The organism is Rhodococcus sp. ACPA1, assembly GCF_002300195.1.
In the GTDB taxonomy this organism is placed as follows: Bacteria; Actinomycetota; Actinomycetes; order Mycobacteriales; family Mycobacteriaceae; genus Rhodococcus_F; species Rhodococcus_F opacus.
The window spans coordinates 20,249-44,982 of record NZ_NSDX01000004.1 but is presented as its reverse complement, the minus strand read 5'-3'; the positions used below and the strand labels follow the sequence as shown (position 1 = coordinate 44,982).

The window sequence follows — 24,734 nt, the reverse complement described above, 5'->3', positions numbered from 1 at the left end:
GGTCAGACGGTGCGGGGTGCGACGAGGTCCAGCAGGGCGGCGTTGACCCGCTCCGGGGCTTCCCAGTGCGCGTAGTGGCCGACACCGGTGACGGTGTGCATCTGCTGGGTGGGTGCGAAGCGGTGGCTGCGGCGCACGGTGTCCGCGAGCACGTACGGGTCGAGGTCGCCGTGGAGGTGCAGGACCGGGATCCGCAGCGTCTGATCCATCGATGCCATGAACCGGCTGCCGTCCGGGCGGAACTGGCTGCGGAACGCCCACCGCTGATACTCCAGGGTGCAGTGCGCGGTCCCGGGAATCTGAATCGCCGAGCGCATCCGTGACATCACGACGTCGAATTCCGGGTTCTCCGTCCAGGCGGGTCCGGAGCGTTCGCGGATCAACCGTTCGACCTCCGACCCGTTGTCGCGGGTGAGGCGACGTTCGGGACGCCACGGCACCTGGCAGGAGACGAACGAGGGCAGCAGGGCCTTGCGCTGGTAGCGGTCGTGGAGGACGGCCTGCTTGAGCGCGACGGGATGCGGCGAGCTGACCAGTGCGATCGACCGGACGAGGCGAGCGTGGAGGACGGCCGTCGCCCAGCAGACGAGGCCGCCGTCGGCGTGCCCGACGAGGGTGGCCTCGCCGTAGCCCATCGCCCGGATGAGGCCGGCGATGTCGCCGGCCAGCGTCCACCCGTCGTAGCCGCGCGGCGGTTTGTCGGAATCGCCGTAGCCGCGGAGGTCGACGGCGACGGCCCGGTACCCCTCCGCGGACAGCGCGGTCAGCTGATGGCGCCACGACCACCAGAAGTCCGCGAATCCGTGCAGCAGGACGACGAGCGGCGCATCCGGTGCGGATGCGCCGACCTCGACGGTGTGGAAGCGGATTCCGTTGGCATGGATGTCGCGATGAATCCAGGGGCCGTCGAAACGGACGGTAGACGGATCGGGTGGTGCCACAGGAGCGAGTTACCGCGCGTGACGTCCGCTGGACGACGCGAGATGGGCTTCCGCATCCGAGTACGACGTCGGGAGCACCGTCTTGGCCTGCTTCAGCGAGTCGATGGTCTTCTCCGGTGCGCGGAGTTTGCGTACCCGCAGATAACCGAGCAGCGCGAGGACCGCGGTCACCACGACCATGATCAGGAAGACGATCAGGAACGCCAGCCAGCGGGCGATCCACACGTCGAGGAGTTCGGCGAGGAAGAAGAAGAAGAAGAACGAGCTGAACAGCAGCACGGTGAACGCGAGGATGAAGAACAGGCTGCCCTGCAGGCCCTTCTTGACCTCACCGGTGACCTCGGCCTTGGCGAGCTCGACCTCGGCGCGGACCAGGGTGGACACCTGCGCGGTCGCATGCTTGACCAGCGTGCCGAGGCTCGCCTCGCCGGGTGTCTGAGCGTCCACGTCCGTGAGCGGGATCGACGACACCGTGTTCGGCACCCCGTCTCCCGTGTATCGCGGGCTGTCTCCCTTGCCGTGAGTGATGCTCACTTGTCGACCCCTCCAGGTAGCTCTTGCACTTCCGAGTCATCCTTCCGGGCCGCATGGGCCCGACCGCGTCGCCACAGTAACGCTGATCCGATCAGCGACGCTGTCAACGATGTCACGAGCACCGCGACCTTAGCTATTTCGGCCTCGCTGCCGTCACCGATTCCCGCAAGCGCGAGATCCGCTACGAGAAGGCTAACGGTGAACCCGATCGCACCGAGCACTGAGAGGGCAAACATGTCCCGGAACCCCAGTGCTCGCGGCTTCTTCGCGATACCCAGGCGGATTGCGAGCCAGGAGATGCCGAAGATGCCGACGGTCTTGCCGACGAGGAGCCCCGCGATCACGGACTGCGAGATGGGGTTGGTGAACAGCTGCCCGAGGAGCTCGCTGCTCAGGGCCACGCCGGACGCGAACAGGGCGAACAGCGGGACGCAGACGCCTGCCGACAGCGGCTGGATGCGGTGCTCGAGGCGGGCGCCCGGGGATTCTCTCTCGCCGGGGTCGCGCCGGACCCGGGTGAGGAGGCCGAGCGCGACACCGGCGAGCGTGGCGTGGATTCCGGCGTCGTGCATGCAGTACCAGGTGAGCAGTGCGAGTGGAACGTAGAGCAGTGGGGTGGTGATGCGCCGGTGCTGGGCGAACGCGTAGACGGCCAGGCACACGGCGGCGCCCAGCAGCCACAGCAGGGCGATCGAGCTGGTGAACAGGACCGCGATGAGCACGATCGCGAGAAGGTCGTCGACGACGGCCAGGCTGAGCAGGAACACCCGGGCGCTGGCCGGGATGCGAGACCCGGTCAGCGCCAGCACACCCAGTGCGAACGCGATGTCGGTGGCGACCGGGATCGCCCAGCCCCGTTCCATGCCGGGTGTGCCGGCGCCGATCGTCGCGGCGATGATCGCGGGCACGACCACACCGCCGCAGGCCGCGATGATCGGGAGCAGGGCACGTTTGCGGTCGGCGAGTTCGCCCACCACCATTTCTCGCTTCAGTTCGAGGCCGGCGACGAAGAAGAAGACCGCCAGCAGCCCGTCCTGCGCCCATGTCCCGACCGTCAGGTTCAGGTGGAGTGCCTCCGGGCCGATCTGCCAGTCGCGCAGTGCGAAGTACGAATCCGAGACGGGGGAGTTCGCCCACACGAGGGCGACCGCCGCGGCGACGAGCAGGATCGAACCGCCGACCGTCTCGGTGCGGAGGTAGCGGGAGAGTTCGGAGCGGAGGGGCTGGGTCACCGGGGGCGCTCGCTTTCGATGTGGTGCGGGTACGGCAAATGCTCTGCCGACCAGACTTCCCGGCGCACCGAGTAGAGCTTATCCAATTTGCCAAGCGAAAGACACGAGGTGTTCAATTCCTAAGGAATGGACTCTCGTCCCAATAGTTGAAATAGCATCGTGCAGGAGTAAGTCGAGTGAGCAGTGCCGTCGATACGTCGAAGCCAGAACCGGACGGCGGGGCCACCGTCGCAGGCGTACCCAGAAGCCGGATCGTCGTCGCGAGCATGGTGGGAACATCCATCGAGTTCTACGACTTCTACATCTATGCCACCGCGGCCGTGTCGGTGTTCCCGCACCTGTTCTTCCCCAAGGGAAACGGCACCACCGCCCTGCTGGCGTCCCTCGCCACGTTCGGTCTGGCCTTCGTCGCCCGGCCGCTCGGCTCGATCCTGTTCGGCCACTTCGGCGACCGCATCGGACGCAAGACGACGCTCGTCGGCTCACTGCTCACCATGGGTATCGCCACGTTCGTGATCGGCCTGCTGCCGACGTACCACCAGATCGGCCTCGTCGCGCCCGCACTGCTGGCGTTGATGCGCTTCTGTCAGGGCCTGGGACTGGGCGGTGAATGGAGTGGCGCGGCGTTGCTCGCGACCGAGACCGCACAGAAGGGCAAGCGGGCCTGGGCGGCCATGTGGCCGCAGCTCGGCGCGCCCATCGGGTTCTTCCTCGCCAACGGTCTGTTCCTGATCATCACGCTGTTCCTGGACCACGACAACAGCAGCCCCGACCTGGACGGCGCGTTCCTCACCTGGGGCTGGCGTATCCCGTTCCTGCTCAGCGCGATCATGGTGATGATCGGTCTGTACGTGCGGCTGAAGCTCGAAGAGACGCCCGTGTTCGCCCGCGCCGTCGCGCGGGGCGAGAAGGTGAAGACCCCGCTGGCCGAGGTGTTCAAGACCAGCTGGCGTCAGCTGATCATCGGCACGTTCGTCATGCTCGCCACCTACACGCTCTTCTACATCATGACCACCTGGGTGCTCAGCTACGGCACCGGCAAGACCCCCGCCCAGGGCGGAACCGGAGCCGGCTTCCACTACACCGACTTCCTCGTCCTCCAGCTGATCGCGGTCCTGTTCTTCGCGGCCGCCGTCCCCGTGTCGGGGTGGCTGGCCGACCGCTTCGGTCGCCGCATCACGCTGCTCACCATCACCGGGTGCATCATGGTCTTCGGGCTCACGTTCGGCGTGATGCTGAACCAGGAGGGCATGGGCAACGCCCGCATGCTCGTATTCCTGGCCATCGGAATGTTGTTGATGGGCATGACCTTCGGGCCGATGAGCGCCGTTCTGCCGGAGTTGTTCCCGACCAACGTGCGCTACACGGGTTCGGGGATCGCCTACAACACCGCCAGCATCCTCGGCGCCGCCGTCGCGCCGTTCATCGCCACCTGGCTCGCCACGTCGTACGGCGTCGGCTGGGTGGGCATCTACCTGCTGATCGCCGCTGCACTCACCTTCGTCGCGCTGCTCGTCATGCGCGAGACCCGCGATCAGTCCCTCGACGACGTAGGGGCGTAGTCCCCGTGAGTGGTTGACGAGTCCAGGGGCTCGTCAACCACTCACGGGCCGCGCAGCGGCCTATAGTTCTTGCATGGCGAAAGCCGTGCTGCTGTCCAGGACGGCCCGGATCCGGCTGCCGAAGCAGGATCTGTGGTCGTTCCTCGCCGATACCGATCGCCTCAACCGCAACATCGACTTGTCACCGGTGCACTTCGCTCCGATGCTGGACCGGCGGCGCAAGGGACACTATTCGGCGGAGACCCGTTCGTACGGGCGGCGGGTGCGGTACGAGGAGTTCCCGTTCGAGTGGATCGAAGGCCGCTTCTACCAGGTCCTTCGTCGGTTCTCCCGCGGTCCGCTCGCGGAGGTCTCCACGGGTGTCCGGCTTCGTCCGGCCGCCGACGAGACCGAAATCGAGGTGTTCGCCCGGATCGTTCCGCGGACCTGGTTCGGGGTGATCGTGGCGCGAACCCTGCTGGCGCGCACGGGTATACGGAAGACGGTGGCGCTCGCACGCGCGTTGGAACTCCACGTTCGCGACCCGCAGACGCATGCCGTGCCCGCGCTGCCGCCGCCGGAGCAACTCGACGCCGGCCGACTGGAACTCCGCACAGCACAGCTGTCCCGATCTCACGATGCCCCGAACCTCATCGGGCGCTTGGCATCCCACCTGCGGACCGCCTCCGACCTGGAGGTGACGGGCATGCGGCCGTTCGAGCTGGCGGACCGTTGGGGTGTCGATCGGATGCAGCTGCTGTACGTCTTCCTCCACGCCGCGGACAGCGGACTGCTGGATCTGAGCTGGAGCGTGCTGTGCCCCGTCTGCCGGACCGTCCGCGAGGACGCCGGCCGGATTTCACAGTTGGCGAGCCGTGTCCACTGCGACACCTGCGACATCGCCTTCGACACCGACCTGGCACGGTCGGTGGAGATCCGCTTCGACGTCAATGCGGCCGTGCGCCGGGCGGAGCGGGCCCGGTACTGCATCGGTGGTCCGGCGAATTCACCGTCTGCGGTGGCTCAGCTGCGGCTCGAGCCGGGGGAGCAGCGTTCGGAGCGGCTCGAACTCGACCCGGGGTGGCTGCGGCTCCGCTGCTGTCAGGTGGGCTCCCCGGTGGCCTGCGAGGTCGGCCCGGCAGGTGGAACGCTGCGGGTCGAGTGCGGGCCGGGCGACCTCCGGGTGCGGAGTTCACCCGACACCGACGGAGCGATCCGGCTGGAGGTCGACAACCGGCTCCCCGGCGAAGCGCTGGTGGTGGTCGAGCGGGAGCGGTGGAGGGACGCCGCGGCGACCGGCGCGCTCGTCACGTCGCTCGACGGTTTCCAGGACCTGTTCCCGGACCAGGGGGTGGCGCCCGGCGACGAGATCGGGATCGCGAACCTGGCGGTGCTGTTCACCGATCTGAGCGGGTCTACCGCCCTGTACGAGCGCATCGGGGACGTCCGGGCGTTCGCGTTCGTGCAGAGCCATTTCCGCTACCTGCGTGACGCCGTGGTGCGCGAGAACGGCGGCGTCGTGAAGCAGATGGGCGACGCGGTCATGGCGACGTTCGCGGATGCGCGGGAGGCCTGGTCGGCGGCGGCGTCGATGCAGTCCGGCTGGGACGACTTCCGTCGCGGGCACCTCGGCGACGACGACTCGGTGGCGTTGAAAGTCGGGCTGCACCAGGGGCCCGCGGTGATGATCGACAACGACGGCCGGATCGACTACTTCGGCGCGACCGTCAACCTGGCGGCGCGGGTGCAGGGTTGTGCGGCGGGCGGCGACATCGTCCTGTCCGGGGCCGTTCACGACGACCCGGAGGTGGCGCCGCTGCTGGCGGAATCGGACTACCGGTGCGACGTCTTCACGACCGGTCTGAAGGGAATCGGCGAGGAGCAGACGTTGTGGCGGCTTCGCCGCCCGTGAGTGGTTGAGGAGTGCAGGGACTCGTCAACCACTCACGGGGCGCGGAGCGTCCTACTTGCCGCGGATCGCGTCGAAGACCTTGGGGTCGACGAGCGTGGACGTGTCGCCGAGGTCGCGGCCTTCGGCGATGTCCTTGAGCAGGCGTCGCATGATCTTGCCCGACCTGGTCTTGGGGAGTTCGGGGACGATGGTGATCTGGCGGGGCTTGGCGATCGGGCTGATCTCCCGGGACACTTCGGCCTTGAGTTCGGCGATGAGGGTGTCGCCGGTGTTCTCGACGCCTTCGCGGAGGATGACGAACGCGACGATGCCCTGGCCGGTGGTCTCGTCGGCGGCGCCGACGACGGCGGCCTCGGCGACACCGTGGTGTCCGACGAGGGCGGATTCGACCTCGGAGGTGGAGATGCGGTGCCCGGAGACGTTCATGACGTCGTCGACGCGGCCGAGCACCCACAGGGCGCCGTCCTCGTCGTACTTGGCGCCGTCGCCGGCGAAGTACCAGCCCTGCTCGGGGTAGCGGGACCAGTAGGTTTCGCGGTAGCGGTCCATGTCGCCCCAGATGCCGCGGAGCATCGCCGGCCACGGCTTGTCGAGCACGAGGTAGCCGGAGCCGCCGGCGCCGAGTTCGTTGGCGTCGTCGTCGACGATCTTCGCGGAGATGCCGGGCAGCGGTGCCATCGCCGATCCGGGCTTGGTGGCGGTGATCCCGGGCAGCGGGGAGATCATGATCGCGCCGGTCTCGGTCTGCCACCAGGTGTCGACGATCGGGGCCGTGTTCCCGCCGATCACCTCACGGAACCACTTCCAGGCCTCGGGGTTGATCGGTTCGCCGACCGAGCCGAGGAGCCGGATCGAGGACAGGTCGTGGGCGTCGGGAATGTCCCTGCCCCACTTCATGAAGGTGCGCACCAGGGTGGGTGCGGTGTAGTAGATGCTGACGCCGTACTTCTCGATGATCTGGAAGTGGCGGTGCTCGTCGGGGGAGTTCGGGGTGCCCTCGTAGACCACCTGGGTGACACCGTTCGAGAGTGGCCCGTAGACGATGTAGCTGTGGCCGGTGACCCAGCCGATGTCGGCGGTGCACCAGTACACGTCCTCGCCCGCCTTGTGGTCGAACACGTTGTGGTGGGTGTACGACGCCTGGGTGAGGTAACCGCCGGAGGTGTGGATGATGCCCTTGGGCTTTCCGGTGGTGCCGGAGGTGTACAGGATGAACAGCGGGTGCTCGGAGTCGAACGGCTGCGCCTGATGAGTGCCCTCCGCCTTCTCGACGGTCTCGTGCCACCACAGGTCACGACCCTCGGTGGTGTCGACGTCGATCCCGGTGCGCTTGACCACCAGCACGTGCTTGACCGACTCGGCACCGTCCACCGCTTCGTCGACGGCGGGCTTGAGGGGGGCGGCCTGGCCGCGGCGCCACTGCCCGTCGACGGTGACGACGAGCTTGGCTTCGGCGTCGTCGATGCGTGAGCGCAGGGCGCTGGCGGAGAAGCCGGCGAACACCACCGAGTGGGTCAGGCCGAGGCGGGCGCAGGCGAGCATGGTGACGATGGCCTCGGGGATCATCGGCATGTAGATCGCGACGCGGTCGCCGGCGACGAGGCCGAGGCCTGTGAAGGTGTTGGCGGCCTTGCTCACTTCGGCGAGCAGGTCGTTGTAGGTCAGGTCGCGGGTGTCACCCGGTTCGCCTTCGAAGTGGATGGCGACGCGGTCGCCGTTGCCGGCGAGAACGTGGCGGTCGACGCAGTTGTAGGCGACGTTGAGCCGTCCGTTCACGAACCACTTCGCGACGGGCGCGTCGGACCAGTCGAGAACCTCGGAGAAGGGGGCGTGCCAGTGCAGGCGCTCGGCCTGCTTCGCCCAGAACGCGAGACGGTCTTCGTCGGCGGCAGCCTGGAGGTCGGGGCCGGCGTTCGCCGTTGCGGTGAACTCGGGGCTCGGCGGATACACCTGCGGGACGGAATCAGAATGTTCCGACTTCTCCGTCGCTCCGCTCGCCTGTGCTGCACTGGTCATTGTGGCCCGGCCTTCTTTCCAGTCTCGAATTCGGCACTTCTAGCACGTGTGAGGGTAGTCACATGGTCCCCCGAGCGCACCGTTGCAGAGGGTTGCATGCCCATATTCTGCGACGATCGGTCGACTGGGCGCGACGGACGGCGATCGGGGGCGACGAGTGGAGCCCCCCGTGCCGACGATGTTTCGATCAGGTGCCGATTGCACGAGTTTCGTCCGTCGTGGCTACACAGATTGAAACGTTGACTTATCGTCATCCCATCATTCGGGCTGCGCCCGGAACCGCTGCCCGGAACCACGCAGATCTGGGAGGATCGTTTTGCGCATCACACGTGTGGCAACCGCTGTTGTGGCGGTCGGCCTGGCAGCAGGGATGCTGTCCGCCTGCTCGTCCGGTGATTCGACGAGCGGGGGTGGTAGCGGAATCGTCAACGCCTGGGCAAGCGAACCACAGAACCCGTTGATTCCCACCAATACCAGCGAGAATCAGGGTGGCCGCGTCGTCGATTCGCTGTTCGCGGGGCTCGTCTCCTACGACTCCGACGGCGGGGTGAACAACGAGGTCGCCGAGTCGATCGAGACGACCGACGGCAAGAACTTCACCGTGAAGCTGAAGGACGGCTGGACGTTCACGGACGGCACGCCGGTCACGGCGGCCTCGTTCGTCGACGCCTGGAATTACGGCGCGCTGTCCACGAATGCGCAGATCCAAGCGTCGTTCTTCGACCCGATCCAGGGCTACGACGAGGTGGCCGCCGAGAACCCGACGGTGCAGACCATGTCGGGACTGAAGGTGGTCGACGACTCCACGTTCACGATCGAACTGAAGCAACCCGAGTCCGCCTTCCCGGACCGCCTCGGGTTCGCCGCGTACTACCCGTTGCCCGCAGTCGCGTACCAGGACATGGCGGCGTTCGGTGAGAATCCCATCGGCAACGGTCCGTACATGATGTCCGGCCCCGGAGCGTGGCAGCACAACGTCCGGATCGACACTGTCGTGAACCCCGACTACAACGGCAACCGTAAGCCGAAGAATGCCGGCGTCGACTTCGTCATGTACAACAGCCTCGACACGGCGTACACGGATCTGCTCGCAGGCAATGTCGACGTCCTCGACCAGGTGCCGCCGAGCGCGGTCACGACGTTCGAGACCGACCTGCCGGGCCGCACCGTGAACCAGCCGTCCGCGACCATCGAGACGTTCACGATCCCGGGCCGTCTGCCGCACTTCAGCGGTGAGGAGGGCACGCTGCGCCGCCAGGCCATCTCGATGGCGATCAACCGCGACCAGATCACCCAGCAGATCTACAACAACACCCGCACCCCCGCACTCGACTTCACCAGCCCCGCCATCGAGGGCTGGTCGGATTCGCTCGTCGGCAACGGCAACCTGAAGTACGACCCGGAGGCGGCGAAGAGGCTGTGGGCCCAGGCCGACGCCATCGCCCCGTGGTCGGGCAGTTTCGAGATCGCGTACAACGGCGACGGCGGCCACAAGGAATGGGTCGACGCCACCGCCAACAACATCCGCAACACCCTCGGTATCGACGCGAAGGGCAAGGAGTACCCCACGTTCGCGCAGATCCGCACCGAGGCCACCAACCGCACCATCCCCAGCGCGTTCCGTTCGGGGTGGCAGGGCGACTACCCGCAGCAGTACGGCTTCCTCGCGCAGAACTACCAGACCGGCGGCAGCTCCAACGACGGTGACTACTCGAACCCCGAGTTCGACCGGCTTCTGCGTGCCTCCGCGGGTGAGGTCGACCCCGACAAGGCCCAGGAACTGCTGAACCAGGCGCAGGAAGTTCTCCTGCGCGACCTGCCTGCCGTCCCGACGTGGTACCGCAACGCTGCCAGCGGCTGGTCGGAGAACGTGTCGAACGTGGTCATCGACTGGAAGGGCATCCCGATGTACTCCGACATCGAGAAGAACTGACGCACCGGAGATTCTTCGACGACGGGTGGGGCCGCGAGCTGTCAGTTCGCGGCCCCGCTCGGGAGTACGAGCCGAGGCTACGGATTCCTGACGTCACTGCTCCCGACGAATAGGAGGTGATCCGATGCTCTGGTACGTCGGTCGCCGTTTGCTCCAGATGATCCCGGTGTTCCTCGGGGCCACGTTCCTGATCTACGCGATGGTGTTCCTACTGCCCGGAGACCCGATTGCCGCGCTGGCCGGCGACAAGGCACTCAGCCCCGCGGTGGCGGCCCAACTCCGTGAGCGATACCACCTCGACGAGCCGTTCCTGACGCAGTACCTCCTGTATCTGAAGGGCATCTTCACCCTCGACTTCGGTACGTCCTTCTCCGGTCGCCCCGTCAGTGAGGTTCTGGCGCAGGCATTCCCGATCACCATCAAGTTGTCCCTGATGGCGCTCGCCATCGAGGGGATCTTCGGTATCGGCTTCGGCCTGTGGGCCGGACTCCGCAAGGGCGGCATCTTCGACAGTTCCGTCCTCCTCGTGAGCCTGGTGATCATCGCGATCCCGATCTTCGTCATCGGCTTCCTGGCCCAGTTCTTCGTCGGCGTGAAATGGGGGTTGGTGCCGCCGACGGTCGGGGGCAACACCAGTTTCAAGAATCTGCTGCTGCCCGCGTTCGTCCTCGGGTCGGTGTCGTTCGCGTACGTTCTCCGGCTCACCCGGACGTCGGTCGCGGAGAACCTCACCGCCGACTACGTGAGAACCGCGACGGCCAAGGGTCTTTCGCGGCGCCGCGTGGTGCAGGTGCACGTGCTGCGGAATTCGCTGATCCCGGTGGTCACGTTCCTCGGCGCCGACCTCGCGACCCTGATGGGCGGCGCGATCGTCACGGAGGGCATCTTCAACATCAACGGTGTCGGCGGCACGATCTATCAGGCGGTCACCCGCGGTGAGGCGCCGACGGTGGTGTCCTTCGTGACGGTGCTGATCGTCATCTATCTGCTCGCCAACCTGCTCGTCGACCTCCTGTACGCCGCGCTCGACCCGAGGATTCGCTATGTCTGAGAAAGTGGAGAACGAGTCGCCTCGGACGGGCGACCGGAAGACCCGTCAGGCGCATTTCGTGGCACCCGAAGAAGTGGCGGCGCCGGGAGAGACCGACGCCGTCCACATCGACCAGCCGCCGACGAGCATGTGGTCGGATGCGTGGCGGGACCTCCGCAAACGTCCGCTGTTCCTGGTCGCCACGGTGATCATCGTCGTGGTGATTGCCGTGGCAGGCTTCCCCGGTCTGTTCACCGGCACCGACCCCAGGTTCTGCGATCTCGCGTTCAGCATGCAGGGTCCGTCGGCGGGGCACTGGTTCGGATTCGACAAGCAGGGCTGCGACATCTACTCCCGCACGATCTACGGGGCGCGGGCGTCGGTGCTGGTGGGTGTCGGTGTCACGTCGATCGTGCTCGTCGTGGGCGTGGTGTTCGGTGCGGTCGCCGGTTTCTACGGCGGCTGGGCCGACTCGTTGCTGTCCCGGATCGCCGACATCTTCTTCGGCATCCCGCTCATCCTCGCCGCGATCGTCCTGATGCAGCTGTTCGCCGACCGCACCATCTGGACGCTGATCGTCGTCCTCGCTCTGTTCGGGTGGCCTCAGATGGCGAGAATTGCTCGTGGCGCGGTGATCTCGGCGAAGAACAACGACTACGTGATGGCGTCGCGGGCGCTCGGGGTGTCGAACGTGCGCACCCTCGTCCGGCACGTGCTGCCGAACTCCCTCGCCCCGATCATCGTGATCGCGACCATCTCGCTCGGCATTTACATCGTGGCCGAGGCGACACTGTCGTTCCTGGGCATCGGGCTGCCGTCCACCGAGATCTCGTGGGGCGGAGACATCAGCACGGCCCAGGTCACGCTGCGTCAGGGGTCACCGATCCTGTTCTACCCGGCGACCGCGCTGGCGATCACGGTGCTCGGTTTCATCATGATGGGCGACGCTCTCCGGGACGCGCTCGATCCCAAGGCCCGGAAGAGGTGAGCGCGGTGTCCACGAACGAACCAGCCGGACCGCAGAATTCGGCCGACGAGGTGCCGTTGCTCGAGATCCGGGACCTGGAAGTGTCGTTCCAGTCCCATTCGGGGCTCGTGCCCGCGGTGCGCGGTGTCAGTCTCACGGTGTATCCGGGGCAGACGGTGGCGATCGTCGGTGAGTCCGGTTCGGGTAAGTCCACGACCGCCCACGCGATCATCAACCTGCTGCCCGGGACGGGCAAGGTGACCGGCGGTCAGATCCTGTTCGAGGGGCAGGACCTCGCGGAGGCGCCCGAGCGCGAGTTCGTCGCGCTGCGCGGTCAGAAGATCGGCCTCGTCCCGCAGGACCCGATGTCCAACCTCAACCCGGTGTGGAAGGTCGGTTTCCAGATCGAGGAGGCGTTGGAAGCCAACGGGATCGAGAAGGGAAAGGCTGCGAAGGCGCGTGCCGCCGGGCTGCTCGCGGAGGCCGGACTCGCCGACGCCGAGGACCGCCTGGGCCAGTATCCGCACGAGTTCTCCGGCGGCATGCGCCAGCGCGCCCTCATCGCCATCGGGCTGTCGGCCCGCCCGCAACTGCTGATCGCGGACGAGCCCACGTCGGCCCTCGATGTCACGGTCCAACGCCAGATCCTCGACCATCTCGACGGTCTCACCAACGAGCTGGGCACCGCGGTCCTGCTCATCACCCACGACCTCGGCCTGGCCGCCGAGCGGGCCGAGCACCTGATCGTCATGAGCAAGGGGCGGGTGGTCGAGGCGGGGCCGGCGTTGGAGATCCTGCAGCGGCCGCGCCACCCGTACACCCGGAAGCTGGTGGCGGCGGCGCCGTCACTGGCGTCGCAACGCCGGAGTTCTTCGCTGGCCCGGGCGGACATCCGGGAGCACGCCCTCGAGGTGGTCGGCGAGGCCGAACAGCACGGCGAGATCGGCGTCGAGTTCGGTAAGGCCACCGACGACGTGGTCGTGGCCACCGGGCTGACCAAGGTGTTCAAGATCCGGCACGGGCTACGGAAGTCCACCGACTTCACCGCCGTCGACGACGTCTCGTTCGCGGTCCGCCGCGGGACGACCACGGCCATCGTCGGCGAGTCGGGGTCGGGTAAATCGACAGTTGCGCAGATGGTCCTCGGGCTTCTCGCGCCGACGTCGGGGAATGTCGTGTTCGACGGCAAGGACGTCGCGACGCTGGACCGCCGGGAGACGCTCGCGTTCCGTCGCCGGGTGCAGCCGATCTTCCAGAATCCGTACGGCACGCTCGACCCGATGTACTCCATCTTCCGCACCGTCGAGGAGCCCCTGCGCACCCACAAGGTGGGGACGAAGGCGGAGCGGGAAGCGCGGGTACGCGACCTGCTGGACAAGGTGGCGCTGCCGGCTTCGGTGATGCGGAGGTTCCCGAACGAGCTGTCCGGTGGCCAGCGGCAGCGGGTGGCGATCGCCCGGGCGCTGGCGCTGCAGCCGGAGATGGTGGTGTGCGACGAGGCGGTGTCGGCGCTCGACGTGCTGGTCCAGGACCAGATCCTGACGCTGCTGAACGACCTGCAAGCGGAGCTGGGGTTGACGTACCTGTTCATCACCCACGACCTGGCGGTGGTGCGGCAGATCGCCGACGACGTGCTCGTCATGTCCACCGGCGCGATCGTGGAGAAAGCGACCACGGATGAGGTCTTCACGTCCCCGAAGGAGGAGTACACGCGGAAGCTGCTGGATGCGATTCCCGGCGGATCGATCCGGCTCGGCGCCTGACGCGGGACGGCGCCGGGTAGCGTTCCGGTACGTGAGCGACCCGTTGCAGCCCCTCGTCGACCTTCCCGGCGTCCGCGAAGCCGCGGACCGTGCGCGCGACGCGCTCGGTGCGGTTCACCGTCACAAGACCAACCGGCGCGGCTGGCCGACCACGGCGGCCGAGGCGGCGGTCCGGGCGGCCCGCGCCTCGGCGTCGCTGGACGGCGGCAGCACCGAGTTACCCGCGCCCGGCGAGGCCGGCGACCCGATTCTGTCGGGGGCGCTGCGGGTCGGGCAGGCCCTCGACGGTGATGCCCTCACGCTTCTGCAGTCCACCTGGCAGCGGGCACCCCTGCAGGCCCTCGCGCGGCTGCATCTGCTGGCCGCGGCCGATCTCGTGGAGGATCAGGAATTGCTCGGCAGGCCACGTGCCGGGTCCGGCGTCGCGGAGCGGCTCGACGGTCTCGCCCAGCTCGTGACGGGAGGAACAGCTGCGCCCGCGCCGGTTCTGGCGGCCGTGGTGCACGGGGAATTGTTGACGCTGAAGCCGTTCGGGGTCGGTGACGGTATCGTCGCGCGCGCCGCGTCACGTCTGGTTTCCGTGGCGAGCGGGCTCGATCCGCACAACCTCGGGGTCCCGGAGGTCAGCTGGTTGCGCCGGCAGCAGGCGTACCGCAACGGGGCTGCCGCGTTCGCGTCGGGCGAGCCGGAGGGTGTGGGCAGCTGGGTCGTCCTCTGCTGCGGCGCTCTGGAGGCCGGAGCCCGGGAGGCCACGTCGATCGCGGAGGCCGCAGCGAGTTAGCCGAAATCTCCTGTGTTGCAAGAAGTCCCGAACATGTGAAACGGGCGGCGCTGCCGACTGCTGTCGACTTCGCCGCCCGTTAGCACGGACAACCGGTTACCAAGCGTGCAATGTGGGTTGTGTGGGTGGCCTCGGCGAGAGTCCGAATATCGTCGGGTCGTCCTTGCAACCTGTGCAGGGTCCTTGCCGGTGAAGACTCGAGTCTCGCAGGCCCACAACGCTTCTGCCCTTATAGTGGCTTATGCTTCGCGTGGGTACCTAGTGCCCGTGCTGGGAATCCTGGTCGGGAGATCGATCCTTCTCTTCTGGGTCGACCTTGGCCTTCCGTTCTTCCGTAACTCCTTTGTACCCCGTGACCCCCCTCACAGCAAGTATCAAATTCGGTTTGTGACCGTGTCGCGGGTTGCGGCGGTCAGCGCTTGCGGCGCAACACTCCATACGTGAATGCGCCCGCGACCAGGGCCCCGACGCTCACCGCCGCCGTGGTCGCGACGGTGGTGGCGGACGGCGCCTGGAGGCGTGCCCGGAGGGAGACCGGGTTCGAGAAAGTCAATATGGGCCAACCGTTTCCGGCCGCAGCCTTCCGCAACGCCCGGTCCGGGTTGACCGCAGTCGGGTGGCCGACCGCGGTCAGCATCGGGAGATCGGTCACGGAGTCGGAGTAGGCGTAACATGCCGACAGGTCGTAGTGGTATTCGTCGGCCAGTTGCCGCATCGCGTCCACTTTGCCTTCGCCGTAGCAGTAGAACTCCACCTCGCCCGTGTAGAGCCCGTCCGCGACCGCCATGCGGGTGGCAGTGCTGCGTGTGGCGCCGAGTGCGTCGGCGATCGGCGCCACCACCTCCTCGCCCGACGCCGAGACCACGATGACGTCGTGGCCGCGCAGCTTGTGGTCCGCGATGAGGTCGGCGGCCTCGGCGAACACCAGGGGGTCCACGATGTCGTGGAGGGTTTCGGCGACCACGGACCGGACCTGGTCGACGTTCCAGCCCGCGCACATGCTCGTGAGGTAGGCGCGCATCCGCTCCATCTGATCGTGGTCCGCGCCCGACAGCAGGAACAGGAACTGCGCGTAGCTGCTCTTGAGAACCGATCGGCGGTTGATCAGGCCCTGGTCGAAGAACGGTCTGCTGAACGCGAGGGTGCTGGATTTCGCGATGATCGTCTTGTCGAGGTCGAAGAATGCGGCAACCCGACCTGTCTCGGTGTGTCGACCTGTCTTGGCACTTCTCTGTGGCTTCGCGGTCACAATTCCCAAGGATATGCGGACTTCGGGTGAGGTGGGGGCTCGTATGAACGGCCGGAGGAAGGGTCTTTCGGCACTATCGACACGACGGATCGTTCAACAGTTGAACTTGCAAATACTGATCGGGGGAGGTGTAGTATTGCTGATGTTCGGATTTGATCCGGACGATGTTCAGCCCGACCCCCCGGGGCTGAACACTGACGACCCTCGCCTCCTCCCCCCCCTGGCGAGGGTCGTCCTCTGTCTGCGGCAGGTCGGCCGCCTCTCCCGAATCGGAACCCCGAAATTGGTGCGGTAGTACCAGTTTCTATCCACAGGGCCGAAGTTGTCCACAGTTCGAGCCGAGCCCCTTCCAGCGGTCTCCGGCAGCGGGCACGCTCGCTGCATGGACGCAGAAGGCGGGGGTGAAGTGCTGGTTCTGGTCGACGACCCGGCGCTGTTGCACAGCATCAGGCGCGTGGCGGCAGCGGCCGACCGGGCGCTGAACGAGGTCGACGTCGCCGGCGCCCGGCACGTCTGGGGAAGTGCCCCGATCGTCGTGCTCGACGCACGCGCAGCCGCAGCGTGCCGCAACCGTCTCCCACGCCGGCGCCGTGTGGTGCTGCTGTGCGACGGACCGCCGGGCATCGACGAGTGGCGGATCGCGACCGCGGTCGGTGCGGAACACGTGCTCGCGGTGCCCGAGGACGAGTCGGCGCTGGTCGCCGTGCTCGGCGAGCAACCTCAGCGTCCCGAGGCGGACGGAACCGTCGTCGCCGTCGTCGGTGGATGTGGCGGGGCGGGTGCCTCCACACTGTCGGCGGCGACAGCCCTCACCGCGGCATCGCGACCGCAGCCCACGCTTCTGCTCGACACCGACTCGTGGGGGTCCGGCCTCGACGTGCTGCTGGGCATCGAGGACGTGCCCGGACTGCGATGGTCGGGTCTGTCGATCGAGGGCGGCCGGATCTCCTCGGGTGCGCTCCGGGACGCCCTCCCCGCCCGCGGCGACCGGCTGCGGGTGCTCGCCTGCAGCAGGACCGGGCACGGCGCCGGACCGACAGCGGCCGCGGTCCGTGCGGTCACCGATGCCGGCCGCCATGCGGGCGATCTGGTCGTGTGCGACGTGTCCCGGTTCCCCGGCCCGGTCACGGAAACCGTCCTCGAACTCGCCGATCTGGTGGTCCTCGTCGTGCCCGCGACCGTCCGGGCCTGCATCGCCGCGGGAAAGGTGTCGCAGTGGATCACCGAGAGGAACCCCAACCAGGGACTCGTGGTCCGCGGCCCGGCACCCGGTGGGCTCCGCGGCGCCGACGTGGCGGAGGTTCTCGACCTGCCGCTGATCGCGTCGATGCGCGCCGAGCGCGCGCTCACCGGAATGCTCGAACACGGCGGACTCAGGCCGGGCCGGCGCTCCCCGCTGGGCGCCGCGGCAGAGGCGGTCCTCGACACGGTCGGCAGCAGACCGCGGTCGCGGGAGTGGGCGGCATGAGTTCCCTCGTCACCCCCGACCTGCTCGACCGGGTGCGCGAACGTCTCGCGCACACGTCCGGCGAGCCGACGCCGGCCACGGTCGCCGCTGCCATCCGCACCGAGTCCGGTGGCGTGCTCGGCGACACCGACCTGCTCGGGGCGCTGCGGGTGCTCATGACCGAACTCACCGGCGCCGGCCCACTCGAGTCGTTGCTGACGGAACCCGGAGTCGCGGACGTGCTCGTCACCGCGCCCGACCGCGTGTGGGTCGACCGAGGCCGCGGCCTCGAACGCGCAGCTGTCCGGTTCACCGACGAGGCGGCGGTGCGCCGGCTCGCGCAACGTCTCGCGCTGTCCGCCGGACGCCGCCTCGACGACGCTCAGCCGTGGGTCGACGGAAGACTGCGGGACGTCGGAAACGGCTCGTTCGGCGTGCGGCTGCATGCCGTCCTCGCTCCCGTGGCTCAGGGCGGCACCTGCCTGTCGCTGCGGGTGCTGCGCCCGGCCACCCAGGGGCTCGGCGCGCTCGTCGCCCGCGGTGCCGTGGCCGAGGCGGCCCACGACCTGCTGGTGAAGATCGTGCACGCGCGGCTCGCCTTCCTGGTCACCGGCGGCACCGGTGCAGGCAAGACCACGCTGCTGGCCGCGTTGCTGGGTGCGGTGGACCCGGCGGAACGGATCGTGTGCGTCGAGGACGCCGCGGAGCTGGCGCCGACGCACCCTCACGTGGTCCGGCTCGTGGCTCGGGCACCCAACGTCGAGGGCGTGGGTGAGGTGACCGTCCGGGACCTCGTCCGTCAATCCCTGCGCATGCGCCCCGACCGGATCGTCGTCGGCGAGGTTCGCGGCGCTGAGGTCGTCGACCTGCTGACGGCACTCAACACAGGTCACGACGGCGGTGCCGGAACGGTGCACGCCAACTCACCCGAGGAGGTTCCGGCGCGGCTCGAGGCGCTTGCGGCACTGGGCGGAATGGACCGCTCGGCGTTGCACAGTCAGCTGGCCGCCGCCGTGCAGGTGGTCCTGCACGTCCACCGGGCCTCGAGCGGGGCGCGTCGGCTGACGCAGATCGGTGTCGTCACCCGCGACGAGTACGGGCACGTCACGATCGTGCCCGCCTGGAGCCACGACACGGGTGAGGGTCCGGCGGTGGATCGGCTCCGCCGCTTGTGTTCTCGCCGTGGACCGGCGGATTCGGGAACGGAGGTGCCGTCGTGATCGCCGGTCTGGTGGTGCTCGCCTGCGCGGTGCTGACGGTGCCGTCCGCGAGATCGCGGCCCCGGTTGCTCGCGGTGTCGGGCAGGGGAGGTCCCCGTCGCCGGTTGCGTCTGCCCTGGGTGGTTCCGGCGGCGCTGGCCGGCATTCCGATCATGTACGCACTGGGCGGACTGTGCGCGGTCCTCGCCGCGACGATCGTCTGTGCAACAGTGCGTTTCAGGTCGTCTCGACGCAAGGCGGCGAAAGCGAAGGACGCCGATCTGCGTGTCGTACTGTCGATTCTCGAAGTGGTGACGGCGGAACTTCGGGTGGGCGCCCATCCGGCTGCTGCATGCCAGACGGCGGCCGACGAGTCCGCAGGCAGTGTGTCGGCAGCATTCCGGGCCGCGTCGGCGCGCTCGCGGCTCGGAGGGTCGGCCGCCGACGGGTTCCGGATCGCGGACTCCCGCGTCGGTACCGAGTTGGAGCGGATCGCCGATATCTGGGCGGTGGCCGACGCGCACGGTCTCGCACTGGCGGAACTGCTCGAGGCGGCACGGACGGACCTGTTGGGGCGCAGTCGCTTCCGTCGGCGAACGGAGGCGTCGCTGGCCGGGGCGAGGGCGACGGCGACCGTACTGGCCGGGCTGCCGCTCCTGGGTGTCGGTCTCGGCCAGATGATGGGGGCGTCCCCTCTGACGGTGCTGTTCGGCGGCGGTGTGGGTGGAATCCTGTTGCTGCTCGGTGCGGGGCTGGTGTGCGCGGGCCTGTTGTGGACCGACCGGATCACCGGACGGGTGACGGGATGATCTGGTGTGCGGTGCTTCTCCTCGCCGGCGCCGTGCTGGTCCTCCCCACACCTAGATCGCCGGCGCAGCGACTGCGCGGCGACGGCGTCGGCCCGGGTGACGCGGCGTCCGCGGTGGACGACGGCGCGCGCCGCGAGGACCCGCTCGCGATCGCCGCGGCCTTCGACCTGCTGGCAGCGTGCCTGCGCGCCGGACTGCCCGTCGCGACCGCGGCGCAGGCCGTGTCGCGGTCGGCGCCCGCGCCGCTGTCGGAATCGCTTCGCCGCGCCGCAGACCTGCTGTCGTTAGGGGCGGATGCGGCGACCGCATGGGAGGTGGCGGCGTCGGACCCGGCCACTGAATCCCTTGCCCGCATGGCGCGCCGGTCGGCCGCATCGGGATCGTCGCTCGCCGGTTCGATGACGGAACTCGCCGCAGACGGCCGAATCCAGGTCGAGCATCTGGCGGCGGCGTCGGCAGAACGCGCGGGGGTGCTGATCAGTGGCCCCCTCGGGTTGTGCTTCCTGCCGGCATTCATCTGTCTCGGCATCATCCCGGTCGTCGTCGGGCTGGCCTCGCGGGTGCTGGACGGCGGGCTGTTGTGACGCATCGACACTTCCGGCGCAGAACCGCTGCGCCGGACACTCTGAAGGGGGAACACCATGGAACACGGAATCGGGGCGTTGGCGGGAGTTCGTGCCTTGGCGGAAGTTCGGGCCTTTGCGGGAGTTCGGGCCTTTGCGGGAGTTCGGGCACTGACGGCTCGCTTGACGCTGCTCGCGACGGACGAGGACGGTATGTCGACGGCGGAGTACGCCATCGGCACCATCGCGGCCGCGGCCTTCGGCGCCGTGCTGTATTCGGTCGTCACGGAATGTCAACTGATACTGTCAGCGGCATGGACGCAGCGATCTACTGCCGGATCTCCCAGGATCGCGCCGGGGCAGGTCTCGGCGTAGAACGGCAAGAGGCCGACTGCCGGGTGCTCGCTGATCAGCTGGGCTGGAACGTCGCGCACGTCTACGTCGACAACGACGTCAGCGCATACGGCAGCAAGCCGCGACCCCAGTACGTCGCGATGCTCGAGGCCTTCGAATCGGGGCAGTATCAGGGTCTGCTGAGCTGGCACACCGACAGGCTGTACCGCTCCATCCCCGACCTGTCCAAGCTCGTCGAAGTCTGCGACTCGAACAATGTCGAAATCCGCACTGTCAAGGCAGGGCAGATTGACCTCTCAACGTCGACGGGTCGGCTGAACGCCACGATGTTCGCGAGCATCCAGCGGTACGAGGTCGAGCGGTCGGCGGAACGAATCAAGAGCGCGAAGCAGCAGCAGGCACTCGACGGGAAGTTCCGTGGCGGTCCGCGACCGTTCGGGTACAAGGACGGCGGCATGGACCTCGAGCCGCGTGAGGCCGACGCGCTGCGCAATGCGGCGGAACAGTTCCTGCGCGGCGTGTCGCTGATGTCGATCGCGCGGCAGTGGGAAGAGTCGGAGATCAGAACCGCTCGCGGGGGCGCCAGGTGGACGGTGACAGCGTTGCGCAAGGTGCTCAGCCGTGCGCGCAATGCGGGACTCGTCGAGCAGGGTGATCGCATCGTCGGCCCTGCACAATGGCCCCCGATCTTCGACGCCGACACGTTGCACGCGATCCGGGCGGTTATCGCGGACCCGTCGCGGCGGGTCAGCACGTCCTACGAGCGGAAGCATCAGGGGGCGGGCATCTACCGCTGCGGTGTCTGCGGTGAGCCGATGAAGGTCTACACCATGCGCGGTGGTGGGACCGGGTCGTACAAGAGTTATCGGTGCTCGGCGAAACCGCATCTGTCGCAACGTAAAGAGCCGCTCGACGACTACATCGACCGGGTGGTGGTTGCGCGTCTATCCCGTGAAGACGCCGCACTGGTCCTGGATCGCGGCAAGGGTGTCGATGTCGTCGCCTTGCAAGCGGAGCGTGACGGGTTGCAGTCTCGCAAGAATCAGCTGGCGACGCTGTTCACGGGCGGTGCGATCGACGGTATGCAGCTGAAGGCTGGAAGCGCTGACTTGCAGGCGAAGATTGATGAGCTGGACGGGAAGTTGGCGTCGGCGCGGCAGTCGTCGCCGCTCGCTGACTTGGTGCTGGCCGGCGACGAGCTGCAAGCCGTTTGGGAGCGGCTGTCGGCCGACGTGCGCGGGAAGGTGATCGCGCACCTGATGAGTGTGACGATTCTGCCGGTGGGCAGTGGGCAGCGCCCGAAGGGCGGGGGATTGGATGTGGGTCGCGTGGCGATTGAGTGGCGTAGCTAACGTGACACCCACGCCTATCCAACTGTGCTTTCGCGATCTTACGATTACGGTTGGCATCAACAGGTAGCACCCCCGTTTTGACGCAGCCGACGCTAGGGGGTGGGAACGTAACCCACGGGACGTGAAGGCATTCCCGGCGCATCACGGAGAACGGTCGAGTCGGCGGCCACGCTCTCGGAGCCGCGCCACAGTCGAAACATCGCTGTGGAGGTCTCCCATGCCCGCACGTGACGCCGCTGTGCGTTCCCCCCTCTCCCGTATCGACGCCCACGAATCGTGGGCGCACACCCCGAACCGCAGTACCCGCACAGAATCGCGGGAATACATCACGGTCGCTGAAGCCGCCGAACGGGCTGGGCTGTCCGTCCTCACCATTCGTCGCTACATTGCTAGCGGACGGCTGACCGCACATCGACTCGGGGCCAAGCTGATTCGCGTAAACCTGGACGAACTCGACGAACTGCTTCAGCCGGTCAGTCCACCCGCAGATGCGATCGACGCGCATATCGCCGAACTCGTCGCCAAAGCGCCCGCACTGACCGCTGAACAGCGGGATCGAATCGCGGGCATCTTGCAGGCCGGGGGTCGGTAACGATGCCTTCTGACACCAAAGGCCCCACCGAAGCGGGGCCCCTGCTGCCGACGTGCACTGAGAACGCAGCGTCGATTTTATCAGCGACCAGCGCAGTCCGCGGTGACACACAGCCGTACGCAGCCACAGCGGCGAAGTACTGGGATGCGGGATTCCGGGGTGTGCTCCCCACGAACAAGCCCCGGACGAAGAGCCCCATCCCCAGCGGATACACCGGGCACGACGGAGCAGACCCGTCCTACCCCGATGTCATCGCGTGGACCGAGGACAAACCAGCATCGAACATCGCCCTGCGAATGCCACATGACCTGGTCGGCCTGGATGTCGACGCCTACGGGGACAAGACAGGTGGCCGCACACTCGCCCACGCAGAACAGTTGTGGGGTGCACTACCGCCGACGTGGATCAGCACATCACGCGTCGACGGCGTATCAGGCATCCGCTTCTACCGGGTCCCTGCGGGAACCCGACTGCTGAACGAGATCAAGTTCCGCGCAGAAGGACTCGGGCATATCGACATCGTGCAGCGCACCCACCGGTACGCGATCGTTGCACCGTCGATCCATCCCGAAGGACGCGCATATCAGTGGGTGGAACCCGACGGGTTCAACTCTGACGGGGTCCCGAAGCCTGCTGACCTGCCCGACCTGCCTCCGCTGTGGTTGCAGAACCTGGTCGCTGTCGAACCGCACACGAAGGCCGCATGGTCGGGGCCATTGAACATCCGCACCGCTCTGGAAAGCATGCCCACGGGCACCCCGGACGCGACGGTCGCAAAACGACTCGATGACGCGTTGGCCGACCTGACAGGCGCGGCCGGCAGTCGCCACGACAGCACGGTGCGGCACGTGCAAGCGCTGGTGCGGTTCGCCGAACAGGGACGCCCCGGTGTCAATGATGCGCTGAACCGACTCGGTGACGCATTCGCAGACAAGCTCGCCGACTCGCGCCCCGGTGGAAAGACAGCCGCCGAGGACGAATTCCTATCGATGCTGCGGGGTGCGCTGCGCACGGTAAAGGCTGACCCGACCCCCGACGATCACGGCGCCGAACTGAACGCGCAGCTACTCGACATGGCCGGCACCACCACAGAACAGCGGCACACACAGCAGATTGCGGCAGCTCTGACACAGCGGGCGGGCGGGGTGACCCCCGCCGATGATCCGATCGAACAGTTCTGGTCGTCCAGGGAAAGTCTCAGCACGGTGAAACAGTGGGCGGCCGCCCGCATGTGCTCACCCTGGTCGGTCCTCGGCGTGGTGCTGTGCCGTGCGCTGACCACCGTGCCGTCCTGGATCACACTGCCCCCGATCATCGGTGGTCGCGGGTCGCTGAACTTCTTCGTCGCCCTGGTTGGCAACAGCGGCGGGGGCAAGGGCACAGCCGAAGCCTGCGCCGAGGACGCGCTGCCCGTCGACGTGTACGTCGCACCAGAAGGGTCAGGGGAGGGGTTGGCGCACCTGTTCATGCGGAAAGCGGAGCAACGCGACCGCAACCAGGGGCACGAAGGCGAATGGGTGAGCATGCGCAACGGGGTCATGCTGTCGATCGCCGAAGTCGACACCCTCGTCGGCATCGGCGGGCGTAGCGGGTCGACCATTATGCCGAAACTCCGCAACGCGTTCAGTGGCGAAGAGATCGGCTTCTCCTATGCTGACGCGTCGAAGCGGCCGCAGGTCGGAAAGCACAACTACCGGCTGACAGTCGCGATCGGTGTGCAACCCGAGAAGGCGGGGCCGTTGCTCGACGATGCCGGGGGCGGCACCCCGCAGCGGTTCCTGTGGATGCCCACCACCGACCCCACGATCAGTAGCCGGCGACCCGCCGAACCCGCACCGTTGACGATCCCCGCCGGCAGTGTGTGGGCGACCTCGGCGCGCAGCATCACCATCCCGCCGGCCGCCGAGCAGACGATCCTGGACGCGCACGTCGCACGCTCCCGCGGCGAAGGGAACGCACTCGACGGGCACGCACTGTTCGTGCGGGAGAAAGTGGCGTTCGCACTGGCACTGCTCGACGGGCGCACCGATATGAACGAGCAGGACTGGGAACTGTCGGCGGTGCTCATGGCGGTCAGTGCGAACACGCGCGGCGGGGTGCAGTCCAAGCTCTCCGCGGTCGCAGAGAAGCGTGCGGCCGCAGTGGGGAAGCTCAAGGGCATCGAGAACGCATCCGCCGAGGACGCCGCCGAGCAACGACTGCATCAGCGCGTCACCCGTCGGCTGCTGAAACTGCTCGACGACAACGGCCCGCTGGAACTGGGCGGCCGTCGCGGAATCAGAAATCGGCTGGCGGGGTCTGAACGGCAGGTACTCGACGCAGCGCTCGCGTCTCTCGTCGACGACGGACTGATCCGGCTGCGCGACGACAAGAACTACGAGCGCTGCTGACGAGAAGCGTCGGAACGTCGGAATGTCGGAACACCCTTCGACTCTGAGAGCCCACGCGCGCGCTATATGAAAGAGAGAGTGTGTGTGTTTATACAGGTCAGAGTGTTTTCGAGACTCGAGGCGAGTGAG

At 67.6% G+C, this 24,734-nt stretch carries 20 protein-coding genes; 15 read left to right on the top strand and 5 right to left on the bottom strand.

The features are described from left to right. Positions 1 to 2 precede the first annotated feature (2 nt). From CJ177_RS18070 to nhaA, 3 genes are read right to left on the bottom strand one after another with little or no spacing between them, the layout of a single operon-like run. Positions 3 to 941, bottom strand: coding sequence for an alpha/beta fold hydrolase (locus tag CJ177_RS18070; protein ID WP_061044128.1), 939 nt, complete (start codon positions 939 to 941; stop codon positions 3 to 5). Between the two features lie 9 nt (positions 942 to 950). Further along, entirely contained in the window at positions 951 to 1,475 is a 525-nt protein-coding gene (locus tag CJ177_RS18065; RefSeq protein WP_005248483.1) for a phage holin family protein, read from the bottom strand. Then, entirely contained in the window at positions 1,472 to 2,707 is a 1,236-nt protein-coding gene (nhaA, locus tag CJ177_RS18060) for a Na+/H+ antiporter NhaA (protein WP_005248482.1), read from the bottom strand. Before nhaA ends, CJ177_RS18065 begins: the two co-directional genes overlap by 4 nt. Positions 2,708 to 2,883: 176 nt before the next feature. Between nhaA and CJ177_RS18055 the strand changes: the two genes are divergently transcribed. Next, on the top strand, positions 2,884 to 4,269 hold the full coding sequence (locus CJ177_RS18055) for an MFS transporter (RefSeq protein ID WP_005248481.1): 1,386 nt from the start codon (positions 2,884 to 2,886) through the stop codon (positions 4,267 to 4,269). A gap of 73 nt (positions 4,270 to 4,342) precedes the next feature. Further along, a complete protein-coding gene (locus tag CJ177_RS18050) occupies positions 4,343 to 6,160 on the top strand; it encodes an adenylate/guanylate cyclase domain-containing protein (RefSeq protein ID WP_095868272.1) in 1,818 nt (605 codons plus the stop codon). A gap of 51 nt (positions 6,161 to 6,211) precedes the next feature. On the opposite strand, the gene acs is transcribed toward CJ177_RS18050, so the two are convergent. Beyond that, positions 6,212 to 8,176 (bottom strand): acetate--CoA ligase, encoded by a 1,965-nt coding sequence (acs, locus tag CJ177_RS18045; RefSeq protein ID WP_095868271.1) that lies wholly within the window; start codon positions 8,174 to 8,176, stop codon positions 6,212 to 6,214. 316 nt (positions 8,177 to 8,492) lie between these two features. On the opposite strand from acs, the gene CJ177_RS18040 reads away from it, so the two are divergent. The 5 genes from CJ177_RS18040 (at position 8,493) to CJ177_RS18020 (ending at position 14,650) form a co-directional block, all read left to right on the top strand. Then, on the top strand, positions 8,493 to 10,109 hold the full coding sequence (locus tag CJ177_RS18040) for an ABC transporter substrate-binding protein (RefSeq protein WP_061041862.1): 1,617 nt from the start codon (positions 8,493 to 8,495) through the stop codon (positions 10,107 to 10,109). 124 nt (positions 10,110 to 10,233) lie between these two features. Beyond that, positions 10,234 to 11,160 carry an ABC transporter permease gene (locus CJ177_RS18035; protein WP_005248477.1) on the top strand — a complete coding sequence of 309 codons (927 nt, stop codon included), beginning with the start codon at positions 10,234 to 10,236 and terminating at the stop codon, positions 11,158 to 11,160. Further along, positions 11,153 to 12,127, top strand: coding sequence for an ABC transporter permease (locus CJ177_RS18030; RefSeq protein WP_061041863.1), 975 nt, complete (start codon positions 11,153 to 11,155; stop codon positions 12,125 to 12,127). The genes CJ177_RS18035 and CJ177_RS18030 overlap by 8 nt, the downstream gene beginning before the upstream one ends. Next, complete coding sequence (locus CJ177_RS18025; protein WP_095868270.1) at positions 12,124 to 13,869, top strand: ABC transporter ATP-binding protein; 1,746 nt, start codon at positions 12,124 to 12,126, stop codon at positions 13,867 to 13,869. The genes CJ177_RS18030 and CJ177_RS18025 overlap by 4 nt, the downstream gene beginning before the upstream one ends. A gap of 31 nt (positions 13,870 to 13,900) precedes the next feature. Beyond that, positions 13,901 to 14,650, top strand: coding sequence for a hypothetical protein (locus CJ177_RS18020; RefSeq protein ID WP_009477388.1), 750 nt, complete (start codon positions 13,901 to 13,903; stop codon positions 14,648 to 14,650). Between the two features lie 412 nt (positions 14,651 to 15,062). Here CJ177_RS18020 and CJ177_RS18015 read toward each other — a convergent pair whose 3' ends face one another. Then, positions 15,063 to 15,899, bottom strand: coding sequence for an HAD family phosphatase (locus tag CJ177_RS18015; protein ID WP_025431725.1), 837 nt, complete (start codon positions 15,897 to 15,899; stop codon positions 15,063 to 15,065). 382 nt (positions 15,900 to 16,281) lie between these two features. Here CJ177_RS18015 and ssd point away from each other — a divergent pair, with 382 nt between their 5' ends. From ssd to CJ177_RS17975, 8 genes are all read left to right on the top strand, one after another. Then, a complete protein-coding gene (gene ssd, locus CJ177_RS18010) occupies positions 16,282 to 17,367 on the top strand; it encodes a septum site-determining protein Ssd (protein WP_095868269.1) in 1,086 nt (361 codons plus the stop codon). Next, positions 17,364 to 18,566, top strand: coding sequence for a TadA family conjugal transfer-associated ATPase (locus tag CJ177_RS18005; protein ID WP_095868795.1), 1,203 nt, complete (start codon positions 17,364 to 17,366; stop codon positions 18,564 to 18,566). The genes ssd and CJ177_RS18005 overlap by 4 nt, the downstream gene beginning before the upstream one ends. After that, complete coding sequence (locus CJ177_RS18000; protein WP_179443250.1) at positions 18,563 to 19,354, top strand: type II secretion system F family protein; 792 nt, start codon at positions 18,563 to 18,565, stop codon at positions 19,352 to 19,354. Before CJ177_RS18005 ends, CJ177_RS18000 begins: the two co-directional genes overlap by 4 nt. After that, a complete protein-coding gene (locus tag CJ177_RS17995) occupies positions 19,351 to 19,938 on the top strand; it encodes a type II secretion system F family protein (RefSeq protein ID WP_025431728.1) in 588 nt (195 codons plus the stop codon). The genes CJ177_RS18000 and CJ177_RS17995 overlap by 4 nt, the downstream gene beginning before the upstream one ends. Before the next feature lie 57 nt (positions 19,939 to 19,995). Next, complete coding sequence (locus CJ177_RS17990; protein ID WP_373560052.1) at positions 19,996 to 20,292, top strand: DUF4244 domain-containing protein; 297 nt, start codon at positions 19,996 to 19,998, stop codon at positions 20,290 to 20,292. Continuing rightward, positions 20,208 to 21,623 carry a recombinase family protein gene (locus CJ177_RS17985; RefSeq protein ID WP_257014582.1) on the top strand — a complete coding sequence of 472 codons (1,416 nt, stop codon included), beginning with the start codon at positions 20,208 to 20,210 and terminating at the stop codon, positions 21,621 to 21,623. The genes CJ177_RS17990 and CJ177_RS17985 overlap by 85 nt, the downstream gene beginning before the upstream one ends. Positions 21,624 to 21,840: 217 nt before the next feature. Continuing rightward, on the top strand, positions 21,841 to 22,215 hold the full coding sequence (locus CJ177_RS17980; RefSeq protein ID WP_095868266.1) for an excisionase family DNA-binding protein: 375 nt from the start codon (positions 21,841 to 21,843) through the stop codon (positions 22,213 to 22,215). 2 nt (positions 22,216 to 22,217) lie between these two features. Beyond that, complete coding sequence (locus CJ177_RS17975) at positions 22,218 to 24,605, top strand: bifunctional DNA primase/polymerase (protein WP_095868265.1); 2,388 nt, start codon at positions 22,218 to 22,220, stop codon at positions 24,603 to 24,605. Positions 24,606 to 24,734 lie beyond the last annotated feature (129 nt).